The organism is Nonomuraea sp. ZG12 (assembly GCF_052068115.1).
Taxonomy (GTDB): domain Bacteria; phylum Actinomycetota; class Actinomycetes; order Streptosporangiales; family Streptosporangiaceae; genus Nonomuraea.
Genome location: NZ_JBQHCW010000021.1, coordinates 136,465 through 147,729 on the forward strand (window position 1 = coordinate 136,465; position 11,265 = coordinate 147,729).

9 protein-coding genes are annotated in these 11,265 nt (G+C 70.2%); 2 read left to right on the forward strand and 7 right to left on the reverse strand.

The genetic code is table 11. The features are described from left to right. Positions 1-134: 134 nt before the first annotated feature. The 6 genes from ACTMTF_RS37875 to ACTMTF_RS37900 form a co-directional block, all read right to left on the reverse strand. On the reverse strand, positions 135-1,013 hold the full coding sequence (locus ACTMTF_RS37875; protein ID WP_441114968.1) for a hypothetical protein: 879 nt from the start codon (positions 1,011-1,013) through the stop codon (positions 135-137). Further along, positions 1,010-1,636 (reverse strand): RNA polymerase sigma factor SigM, encoded by a 627-nt coding sequence (gene sigM, locus ACTMTF_RS37880; protein WP_397015586.1) that lies wholly within the window; start codon positions 1,634-1,636, stop codon positions 1,010-1,012. The genes ACTMTF_RS37875 and sigM overlap by 4 nt, the downstream gene beginning before the upstream one ends. A gap of 15 nt (positions 1,637-1,651) precedes the next feature. Then, complete coding sequence (locus ACTMTF_RS37885; RefSeq protein ID WP_441114969.1) at positions 1,652-3,169, reverse strand: protein kinase family protein; 1,518 nt, start codon at positions 3,167-3,169, stop codon at positions 1,652-1,654. A gap of 169 nt (positions 3,170-3,338) precedes the next feature. Further along, positions 3,339-4,946 carry a murein biosynthesis integral membrane protein MurJ gene (murJ, locus tag ACTMTF_RS37890; RefSeq protein ID WP_441114970.1) on the reverse strand — a complete coding sequence of 536 codons (1,608 nt, stop codon included), beginning with the start codon at positions 4,944-4,946 and terminating at the stop codon, positions 3,339-3,341. Further along, on the reverse strand, positions 4,943-7,057 hold the full coding sequence (locus ACTMTF_RS37895; protein WP_441114971.1) for a DUF6049 family protein: 2,115 nt from the start codon (positions 7,055-7,057) through the stop codon (positions 4,943-4,945). Before ACTMTF_RS37895 ends, murJ begins: the two co-directional genes overlap by 4 nt. Positions 7,058-7,104: 47 nt before the next feature. Then, positions 7,105-7,629, reverse strand: coding sequence for an aminoacyl-tRNA deacylase (locus ACTMTF_RS37900; RefSeq protein ID WP_397015594.1), 525 nt, complete (start codon positions 7,627-7,629; stop codon positions 7,105-7,107). Positions 7,630-7,775: 146 nt separating this feature from the next. Here ACTMTF_RS37900 and ACTMTF_RS37905 point away from each other — a divergent pair, with 146 nt between their 5' ends. Beyond that, on the forward strand, positions 7,776-9,179 hold the full coding sequence (locus ACTMTF_RS37905; protein ID WP_441114979.1) for a CCA tRNA nucleotidyltransferase: 1,404 nt from the start codon (positions 7,776-7,778) through the stop codon (positions 9,177-9,179). Here ACTMTF_RS37905 and ACTMTF_RS37910 read toward each other — a convergent pair. Beyond that, entirely contained in the window at positions 9,169-10,455 is a 1,287-nt protein-coding gene (locus ACTMTF_RS37910) for an MFS transporter (RefSeq protein WP_441114972.1), read from the reverse strand. The genes ACTMTF_RS37905 and ACTMTF_RS37910 overlap by 11 nt on opposite strands. A gap of 108 nt (positions 10,456-10,563) precedes the next feature. Here ACTMTF_RS37910 and idi point away from each other — a divergent pair, with 108 nt between their 5' ends. After that, entirely contained in the window at positions 10,564-11,157 is a 594-nt protein-coding gene (gene idi / locus ACTMTF_RS37915; RefSeq protein WP_441114973.1) for an isopentenyl-diphosphate Delta-isomerase, read from the forward strand. Positions 11,158-11,265 lie beyond the last annotated feature (108 nt).

The window sequence follows — 11,265 nt, forward strand, 5'->3', positions numbered from 1 at the left end:
TCCCACGCTCCTCGTCTGCTGTTTTGCCAGTGGCGTCAACAGATCCTAGGCCGCCGTGATTCCCGCCCCTGTCCGCAACACTGCCCGCAACGCGAAAGAGCCCGCCGAAGCGGGCTCTGACGTGCGATGTACGGCTACCAGCGGCCCAGACTGGGCTTACGCAGGTTCTTGCAGCTGAACGGGTCGACGACGTCGATCCGCAGCCGCTTGGCGGCCTTGCTCTTCCAGGACGCCATGATGATGGCCTCCTGGCCGTTGTACTGGCCCTGGTCGACCGCGAAGACGTCGAGCTTGGTGCGGTTGGAGACCTTGGTCACACAGCTGCCGACCTTGTCTCCCTCGGAGGGACCGCCACCCACGATGGGGGCGACGCCGAGGAAGGTCCCCAGCGGCTTGTCCAGCGCCTGGTCGCTGTAGTTGTAACCACTGTCGGTCAGCGCATAAGGGCGCGCCTTGGTCTCCTCCTTGGACGGCACTTCGCTCACCGCGACAGGCGGGCTCACCGTAGTGCCACCACCACCGCCCGCGGCCAGCAGGCCGGTGGAGAGCACCGCCGTGCCGACCACGGCAGCGGCCGCGGCGGCCGCCACCGCGGGCACCGCCCACCGCGTGCGCCGTGAGCTCCGCCGCTTGGCGGGGACGATGCTGCCGTCGGTCGCCACCACGCCAAGGCGGACCGGCTCGGGCGCCTCGACCGGTGGCTGTGGCCGCTCCCATGGGGAGTCGCGCATCAGCTCGTCCCAGTCGGGCGCGTCAGCGAGACCCACTCCTCCCCGCCGAAACTCCGCCTCGGCGGCCAGCGCCTGGTCGATGCGCAGTGCGACACCCATCGGCATGGCCGGTGTGGGAGTCGCCGCGAGCACCTCTCGAACCGCCGCAAGGTCTGCCAGGCGCTCCCCGCAGGGGGCGCAGATCGCGAGATGCTCGCGCACCTGGCGGGCCGTGCTGACGTCTAGGAGACCCTCGGCCAGCTCAGCCAGGATGTCCAGATCGTAGTGCGTATCACCCGTCACGAAGTTCTGTCTCCCTTCGCGGATGAGACGCGACCCAGGTCCGATCGGTTCCGCAGATGCGAAAGAATTGGGGCAAGTTTCGCGCGTCCCCGCGCGCACCTGCTCTTCACGGTTCCACTGGGCACATCAAGCACTTGAGCTGCGTCTTCGACGGAATACCCCATCATGTCGACGAGCACGAGGGCGGCTCGCTGGTCGGTGGGCAGCAGTTTCAACGCGGCCGAGACCTCCATCGAGGTCTCGCGTTCGATGGTCTGGTCCGGCAGCGGCGTGTCCCGCTCGGCGGCCTCGATGAGCTCGTCGTCGGCCACCGGGCGCACGGACTTGCGGCGCATCCGGTCGAGGCACGCGTTGACGACGATGCGGTGCAGCCACGTGGTGACGGCGGCCTCGCCGCGGAAGGTGCCGGCCTTGCGGTAGGCGGAGACGAAGGCGTCCTGGACGGCGTCGGCGGCCTCGTCGGGGTCGCCCAGCGTGCGCAGGGCGACGGCCCACATCCGGTCACGGTGTCTCTTGACGATCTCGCTGAAGGCGTGTGGATCCCCGTTGATGTGCGCGGCCAGCAGCTCGGCGTCGCTGACCGCCGGGCGTTCCGCTGAGGGTGTGTCGGGTGGGGAGTTCACAAGAGGGATTCCTGGTTACGCCGATCCTGGAGAGTGCACCACTACTTCATAGATGGTGCCATGAAACTTGCCCGCGTCTGCCGGGAGACGGGTAAACCAGATCAAAACGTACTGGCCACTTGCCGCCTGATCAGGCTTGAAGGTGATCTTTCCGGACGCGTCCTTCTCCTTGGCGACGGTCTTCAACGACGACAGGTCGGCACTGTCGCCGACCTTGAGCTCGACACTGGCACCGGGCGCATCGGCAAGACTAGCGACCACATCACTGATCTGCATGGACTTGCCCATATCGAGGAGCAGGCCCACACCGTCCTTGAGATTGCCCAGCTCGGCGTTGTTGTAGTTGTCGGTCTTCCAAAACGTGCTGGGCTTGCCGTCGATGGTCAGCGCCGCGAGCTCGGCCTTCTCCTCCTTGTCGCCGAGTGGGTCGAAGCCGCTCGCCTTGTCCGGCTTGACCACCTGGGTCTGCTGCGGAGCCTCGCTGCTGGCGTCGGGCGTGGGCTCGGCCTCGCGGGTGCCCGGATTGCCGAGGCTGCGGCCGATCGTCCAGGCGCCGACGCCGACCGCCACGATCACCAGCAGCACGACGATGGTCATCAGCACCCGGTTGAGCGCGCCGCCACCGCCGCCGCCGTTCGAGCCGGGCGGCATGGGACGGTGCACCACCTGGGGGCGCTGCTGGATGGTCGTGGGCCGGGGAGTGTCGATCCCTTCGGAGCGTGAGGCCGAGGTGACCGAGGGCGGATGGTACGGCATCGGGATCGGCATCGGCCTGGCCACGCCCGCCAGCGCCTCGGCGATCTCGGCGGGGCTGGTCAGCGCGCCGTGGCCCTTACGCGTCTCCGGCAGGCAAGCCCGCAGCGTGACGGTGTCGAGGTAGCTCGGGACGCCGGCGGTCACCTGGCGGGGTGTGCAGAAGTGGCCGTCGATCATGGGGGCGGCGGGCAGCCCGCCCTCCTCCTCGTCGCCGGGCCAGTGGCCGGTCAGCCCCGCGTAGAGGAGCCGGCCGAGCCCTTCGGCGTCGTCGAGCGCGGGCTGGTCGGTGGTCAGGCCGGACAGGGCGGCGTCGACCGCCACACCCAGCACCTTGACCGTGTTGCCGGTCGTCCACACCAGGTGCTCGGGGCGCAGGCACAGGTGGTGCAGGCCCGCCTCGTGGGCGTGGGCCAGCGCCTCGGCCGCCTCGGCGACCAGCCCGGCCGCCCGTTCGGGCTCCAGTGGGCCGGCGGCGAGCAGGTCGACGAGCGTGTCACCGGTCACCCACTCGCTGACCACGTACGAGCGCCCGTCGTCCTGGGCGGCGTCGAACACCTGGGTCAGGCGCGGGTCGGTGAGTCTGCTCGCGGCCCGGGCGGCGGTGACGACCTCCTGGACGCGGGGGAAGTCGGGGGCGAAGGTCAGCACGCCGACAGGGCGGGCCAAGATCTCGTCGATGGCCTTCCAATGGGTGGCGCCGTCGGACTCGCTGACCCGGTCCTCCAGGCGGAAACGGTCGGCTAGGCGAGTGCCGGGTTCGACCGCCGATGTGCTCACTTGCTCGCTCCGCTCGGCTGATCAGTCGTGCGCATGACTCGACTGACCCGCGTGGTGCTGTCCCACGAAGGCCTGCTATGCCGGGTGGATCCGCCCACGCCCCTCCTGCTTCCATTCGCGCGTGTCGGTCACCATGCTAGTGCCCCTCGCCGATGCGGCCCGTGCTCTTTTACCGGCGTACCCGCCCGGCGACCATCCCAACGACCGAGTTGACCTCGGGGATGCGCGCCCTGTGGCCGACCCACAGGTAGAGCAGCATGCCCAGTCCACCGCCCGCGGACAAGATGATCAGCGAGTTGAGGAACGCGAGTCCGCCGAAAGCCTCCTGAACCGCCCAGACCGCCACCAGTGCCAGCACCGCTGTGGGCAGGGCGGCCAGATACATCCTGGTCAGGGCCACACCGATCTGCCATCCGCCCAGGCCGTTGACGCGGCGGCTGGCCAGCATCCAGGCCCCGGCCGCCCCCAGCGTGTAGGCGACGGCGTAGGCGAACGCCAGCCCCATCACGGCGTACCGGGCGGGCAGCAGGTTGAAGAACAACACCATCAGCAGCGCGTTGAGCGCGGTGGCGGCACCGCCCACGAACACTGGAGTACGGGTGTCGCCGAAGCTGTAAAAAACTCGCAGCAACAGCTGGAAGAAGGCGAACGGCACCAGCGCCAGCCCGTACACCTGCAGCACATTGCCGATGTAGACGGCGTCGGCGACAGAGGTGGCGCCATGGGCGTAGATCGGCACCGTGATCGCCGGGCCGAGCACCATGAGCAGCAGCGACACCGGCACCATCACCGCGCTGATGAGCAGCACGCTCGACCTGAACTCGCTCCGTACGTCACCGAACCGCCCGTCGGCCACCGCCCGGCTCATCCTCGGCAGCATGGCAGTGATCACCGAGACGCCGATGACGCCGTACGGAAGCTGGAAAAGCTGGAACGCCAGGGTGTACGGAGTGATGCCGTGGCCGAGCACCTCGTTGCCCGCCGAGCTGGACAGGTTGGTGGTGAGCATGAACCCGAGCTGGGTGACGACCGCGTAGCCGATGGTCCAGACGCCGGCCTTCGCCATCTCGCCCAGCCGGGCGTTGCGCAGGTCGAAACGGGCGATGAACCGGAACCCGACCCGCCTGAGCGCCAGCACCAGCACGGTCGCCTGGACGATGATGCCGGCCGTGGTGCCGAGGCCGAGCAGGGCGAGCTCGCCGTTGGTGATGGTGTTGACGTCGTCGCCGTCGGTGACGATCAGGTGGTAGGCCACCAGGACGCCGATGACGACCAGGTTGTTGGCCACCGGCGCCCACATCGGGGCGCCGAAGCGGTCACGGGTGTTGAGGATCGCGCCGGCCACCGCGCCGACTCCGAAGAAGGCCAGCTGCGGCAGGATGAACTGGGCCAGCCGCACCGCCACCTCGAACTGCCGGGTGCCCCGGTCCCAGTCGGTGTAGAGGTCGATCAGCGTCGGGGCGGCGAGCACGGCCATCCCGGCGACGACGATCAGCACGGCCGTGGCGAGCGTGAGCAGTCGTTGCTCGTAGGCCCGCCCGCCGTCGGGATCGTGCTGCTGGGCGCGGACGATCATCGGCACCACGACGCTGCTCAGCACGCCGAGCAGCAGCAGGTCCAGGATGCTGTAGGGGATGGCGTAGGCGGCGTTGTAGGCGTCGCCCATGGCCGCGGTGCCGATGGCGGTGGCGAGCACCATGGTCCGTACGAACCCGGTGATCCGGGACACCATCGTGCCCGCCGCCATGATGGCGCTGGCCCGCAGCATGCGGCTCATACGGTCTCACTTTCCCGTGCCCTGGCAGCTCGCGCCGTCCGCCGTTGCGATCTGCGTCTGAGCACCCGCGTGACCACCGCCGCGAGCATGACCGTCAGCGCCGCCCCCACGATGACCAGCGCGATCCCGGTGTAGCCGGTGGTGCGCACGATGAGTTTGACGGGGCTGCCGTAGGGGGTCCTGTCGGCGGTCATGAGCTGGACGGTCACGGTGGCGTCGCCGCTGGCGGGGGTGGCGGTCATCGGCACCTGCACCGTGCCGCTCTGGCCGGGGCCGATCGGCAGCGGCTCGGTCTGCTTGTAGGTGACCTGCAGCAGCTCGCGGTTGTTGGACTTGACCTCGATGTACAGCGAGATCGAGTCGGGCAGCGAGTTCTTCACGCTGATGGGCACCACACCGTCGCGGCCGGCGAGTGTGCGCGGGCGGTCCGGGCCGACGCCCGTGATCGAGACCTTGTTGATCCTGGCCGTGACCGCGTCGTCCACCAGCTTGGTGAGGGCCCGCCCGGTCCGCTGCCCGCCGCGCCAGGCGGAGGAGCTGAGCCGGAGCACCGCCGCGTCGAACTCCGGCTGGGGCCGGCCCGTGACCAGCCCGGTGAGCCGCGCCTTGGCGGCGGTCTCCTTGACGCGGGCGAGGTATTTGGCGCCGAGCTCCTGCTTGCGGTCCTGGGCGGTGTAGGTGAGCCCGGCCCGGGGCACCTGGGTCGCGCCGGGCTTGATCGAATCGAGCCGGGTCAGCGTCAGCCAGGGCAGCTTGCCGGCCGTCTTGAGCAGTGTCGACACCAGCGTGGGGCTGGGGTTCCAGCGGCGGGAGGGGGCGACGACGAGCGATCGGGGCCGGGTCTGGCCGGGCTCGGCGGAGATTATGGCGGTCTCCGCGATGAACCGCTGCTTGCTGAGCAGCGTCGAGCCGGCGGTGCCCGAAGGCGGCTCCAGCGTGCGGCTCAGCTCGGTGTCGGCGGTCAGCGCGGTGATCGGCCCCATGACGGTGTCGATCGTGGTGGCGGCGTCGGGGGTGATCGTGGCGGGGGCCTGCGGCGGCAGGTTGGCGGCGTCGAGCAGGACCTTGTCGACTCTGGCGACGTTCGGCTCGCCGACGGCGAGCAGGTCCAGCGCGTCGGCGTCGATCCGGCCGTTGGCCGGCCAGTAGGTGGAGGTCGCCGCCTCGGGTTTGACCAGCTGCCTGGCCTTCTGGCCGCCCAGCTCCAGCGCCCGTCCCGGCTGGTCGTCCAGGCCCTGGTGGGCGAGCGCGGTCACGTCGGGGTCGGCGTACGGCGTGGCCACCACGGAGTTGTCGGCCAGCGAGGCGCGCATCGAGGTCAGCCACTGCGAGGCGGCGTTGTCGGCGGGACGCTTCTGCCTGGCGCCCTTCGTGCTGACCGTGTGCTCCTTGGCCATCGCGTCGGCGTCGTCGAAGAGCGCGGGGTCGACGACCCAGGTGACGCTCGCCGGCGCGACCTCGGCGATGCGCGCCAGGTCGGCCAGGCGGCCCCTGCCGGTCATGGCGGCGCTGAGCTTGTCGTCGACGAAGGTGCCCTCGTCGGCGCGGTGCGGCTGGTCGATGACGGGCAGCACGAAGGCGAGCCGGTTGCGGACGGGCGGCTGCGGGGTCGGAGGGGCGTAGGTGAGGAAGGTCCGCTGCGAGGCGAGCTGGACCGCGTCCCACTGCACCACCTCGACGGCCAGCGGATAGGCGCCGAAGGCGGTGAGCTCGAACTGCGCGGGCGTCATGGTGAGCTCGAACGGCTGGGAGGCGTTGGCGGCGAGCTCGGGCAGGACCATGCTGGACTGCGTCGAGACCCGGGGCGGCTGGGTGAGCGTGGTCTGGTCGGCCTGGAAGGCGCTCATGGCGGCCCGGTCCGGGAAGCGCTGGGCGGAGTAGCGGACCCTGACCCGCAGACCGGGCAGTGCGGCGCTGCCCGCGTTGTGCACCGTGCCGGTGATCTTGATCTCGGTCCCGCGCTCGGTGGCGTAGTCGGGCGTGATGGTGGCCAGGGTCAGGCTGACCCCCTGCCTGCTGGTGATCGCGGCAGCCTCGCTCGGCGCCGTCGCCACCGAGGGGGCGAACAGCGCGGCTGAGAGTACGGCGAGCAGCGCGGCCTTACGGATCACGCGTCTGCCCGAGCTGGAGTACGACGCACGCCCGCAATGGTACGGGTTCAGTGCCGCGGCGCGACCGCCTCCAGTTGCGCCCTGGGCCCGGGAACCCGTAGATCCACTGTCTTGCCCGTCATGAGTGCGAGCAGGTCGAAGGCGCGCAGGGCGAGGGCGGTGTGCCGATCACCGGTGGCGGTGAAGACGGGGTCCGGGTCCGGTCGCAGCCGGTCGTCGATCAGCACGGTCAGCTCGCCGGGCAGCAGCAGCGGGCTGACCAGGCCGGCGGCGTAGTCGGTGGCCGCGTTCACCACGTGCGCGGGCGCGTGGCGTGCCTGGCGGACGCCGAACAGGCCGCCGATGATCCCGGGCGCCGGGGGCGTGGCCAGCGTGGAGACGACCGCCACGACGAGCTCGCGTCCCACCCGCGGGGCCACTTCGAACACCGTGACCGTGACACATCGGCCGGGCGCGGTGGGGATCGTCTCGGGTAGCTCCTCCGCGCCGGTCATGGGGCGCGGAAGGCGTACGATCTCATGGTGGATCTGGTGCGCGAGGAGCCAGCGGTGGATCGCGAGGGCATCCTTCATCAGACCTCCTTGCCTCATACGATGGCGTCGTCGGTCCCCTGACCGAAGGTAACCCGGACCCGGTGTGGCTCGGGGGATATGTTCCGGAATCGAAGGACCTACCCAGCTTGTCCGACTCAAATCTGACCGAAATCCAGCAGCGCGCCATGGGCGATCTGTTCCGCAAGGTCGCTCCTGTGGCCGATGAGCTAGGCCGGCTGTTCGCCGCCCAGGGCCACGAGCTCGCGCTCGTCGGCGGCCCGGTGCGCGACCTCCTGCTCGGCCGGGTCGGCAACGACCTCGACCTGACCACCGACGCCCGCCCCGAGCGGGTGCTGGAGCTCGTGCGCGACTGGGCCGACTCGGTCTGGACCATCGGCATCGACTTCGGCACCGTGGGCCTGCGCAAGGGCGGCTGGCTGATCGAGATCACCACCTACCGCAGCGAGGCGTACGACCCGAAGTCACGCAAACCCGAGGTGATGTACGGCGAGACGCTGGAGGCCGACCTGGAGCGGCGCGACTTCGCGGTCAACGCGATGGCGGTGCGGCTGCCGTCGCACGAGTTCGTCGACCCCTACGGCGGCCTGCCCGACGCGGCGGCCAAGCTGCTGCGCACCCCCGGCACGCCCGAGCGGTCCTTCGACGACGACCCGCTGCGCATGCTCCGCGCCGCCAGGTTCGCCTCCCAGCTCGGCTTCAGGGTGCACGAGGCGGCCCTCGTGGCGATGACCGCGATGGCCGAGCGGATCGAGATCGTCTCCGCCGAGCGGATCCGCGACGAGCTCGACAAGCTGATCTGCGGCGCCAACCCGCGCGAGGGCCTGCGCCTGCTCGTGGAGACCGGGCTGGCCGCCCACGTCCTGCCGGAGCTGCCCAAGCTCCGCCTGGAGATCGACGAGCACCACCGGCACAAGGACGTCTACGACCACACGCTGACCGTCCTCGACCAGGCCATCGCCCAGGAGGAGGACGGCAAGCCGGATCGGATCCTGCGCTGGGCCGCGCTCATGCACGACGTCGGCAAGCCCAAGACGCGCCGGCACGAGCAGGGCGGGCGGGTCTCCTTCCACCACCACGAGGTGGTGGGCGCGCAGATGACCAAGAAGCGGATGACCGAGCTCAGGTTCCCCAAGGACGTGGTGAACGACGTCTCCCGCCTGGTGGAGCTCCACCTCCGCTTCCACGGCTACGGCACGGGCGAGTGGACCGACAGCGCCGTGCGCCGCTACGTCCGCGACGGCAGCCACCTGCTCGACCGGCTGCACAAGCTGACCAGGGCCGACTGCACCACCCGCAACAAGCGCAAGGCCGCGGCCCTGTCACGCAGTTACGACCAGCTGGAGGAGCGCATCGCCCGCCTCGCCGACGAGGAGGAGCTGGCCAAGATCCGGCCCGAGCTCGACGGCAACGAGATCCAGCGGGTGCTGGGCGTCGGCCCGGGGCCGGTGGTGGGCCAGGCGTACAAGTTCCTGCTGGAGCTGCGGCTGGACAAGGGCATGATCGGCAAGGAGGCGGCCACCGAGGCGCTGCGCGAGTGGGCGCGCGACGGCGGCGTGGTCACGACGTGATCGGCACCCGCTGCTGGGTGAGCGCCCGGTAGGCCAGCCCGCTCGCCACATAGCCGGCCGCGATGATCGCGACGGCGAGATAGGACTTGCCGTTCGGCGGCAGGATGGCCGCCGACAGCGCCGCGGCCAGCACGTACATGCCGTTGAACAGCATGTCGTAGATGGAGAAGGCGCGGCCGAGGTAGGCGTCCTGGACGTCGCGCTGCACGGTGGTGTCGGCGCAGATCTTGACGCTCTGCCCGGCGATGCCGAGCACGAAGCCGGCGATCGGCAGCCCCCACGTCTGGAACGGCAGGACGAGCACCGCCGCGAGCACGCCCGCCACGGTCATCGCGATGGGCACCCAGCGCACGATGGTGAAGCGCTCGGTGGCGTACGGGGTGATGATCACGGCGAGGAAGTAGCCGACGCCGGAGGTGGCGACGACCAGGCCGATGCCGCGCAGCGCCGCGTCGGGGTCGCCGTCGGTGAAGTAGTAGCGGTAGAGGATGATGCCGAGCGCCGTGGCCATGCCGTAGAAGAAGCGGTGGGCCGCCATCGCGCCCATGGTGGCGGCGGCGACGCGGTGGTGGATGAGGTGCCTGGCGCCGTCGGCCAGGCCGGCGACCACGTTGCGCATGGCCTCGCGCGCCTGCGGCCGGTCGGGGTCGTAGGACGGGCCGAGCAGCGAGCGCTCCATCGTGCGGGCGATCAGCGCGCTGAGCCCGAACATCACGCCGGAGGTGGCCAGCAGCAGCGCGACCCCGAGATCTTCGCTGCCGAACAGCCCTCGGAGCAGGAATCCGAATCCCACGCCGATGAAGGTGAGCACGGTGCCGGAGGTCGGCGTGACCGCGTTGGCCGCCATCAGCCGGTCCTGTGGCACCACGTGCGGCAGCGATGCGCCGAGCGCGGCCAGGAAGAACCTGTTGACGCCCAGCACACCGAGCGCGGCGGCGTAGAAGAACGGGTCCGGCACGTCGGCCGCCACCAGTCCCGCGGTCGCGAGCAGCAGCGCACCCCGTACGATCGGCGCGATCATCAGGATCTGCCGCCGCGACCAGCGGTCGATGAACACCCCGACGAACGGGCCGAGGATGCTGTAGGGCAGCAACAGGACGGCCAGTCCGGTGGCCACCCCTAGGGCGGTCGTCTGGTTCTCCGGGCTGAAGAAGGCGAATCCGGCGACGCCGAACTGGAAGATCCCATCGGAGAACTGGGAGACCAGCCGGGTGCCGAACAACCGTCTGAAGTCCCGCCCCTTGAGAACCACTCGTAGATCGGCGACGAAAGACACGTCGTCAGCCTAGCCCCGGCGGTGCGATGATCGGGTGCCCTCAGAGGTTGGCGCAGCAGGTGGGCAACGGGGTTCTGGCGGAGCCCCTGAAGACGTACGCTTCACAGCGTGACGATTGTGGAACACGTGGTACTCGTTGACGGCACCGGCCACGCGCTCGGCACCGCCCCCAAGCTGTCGGTGCACGGCCGGGAGACGCCTCTGCACCTGGCCTTCTCGAGCTACGTCTTCGACCGGGCAGGACGGGTGCTGCTGACCAGGCGGGCCACCCACAAGCTCACCTGGCCGGGCGTGTGGACCAACAGCTGCTGCGGCCATCCGATGCCCGGCGAACCGCTGGACCGGGCGGTTCTCCGCAGGCTCTCCTACGAGCTCGGGCTCACCGTCCAGCGCGCCGACCTGATGCTGCCGCGCTTCTCCTACCGGGCGGTCATGGGCAACGGGATCGTCGAGCACGAGCTCTGCCCGGTCTACCGCGTGACGGTCGACCTCGCCGAGGCGCCCAACCCGGACGAGGTGGACGACACCCGCTGGATGCCGTGGAGCGACTTCACCCAGGGCGTGCGGGGTGGCCTGCTGGAAATCTCCCCTTGGTGCAGGGAGCAGGTGCCGCTGCTGACCGCGCTCGGCCCTGACCCGCTGCGCTGGCCCACGGCCCCGGACGACGAGCTGCCGCCCGCGGCTCGCGTACGGCTCGACTGATCCCTGCGGCGCGCTGCGGCGCCGCAGGGATCAGCGGGGCTCAGCGCTCGACCTCGCCCCGGATGAACTTCTCGACGTAGTCGCGCGCCTCGTCGTCGGAGTACTGCT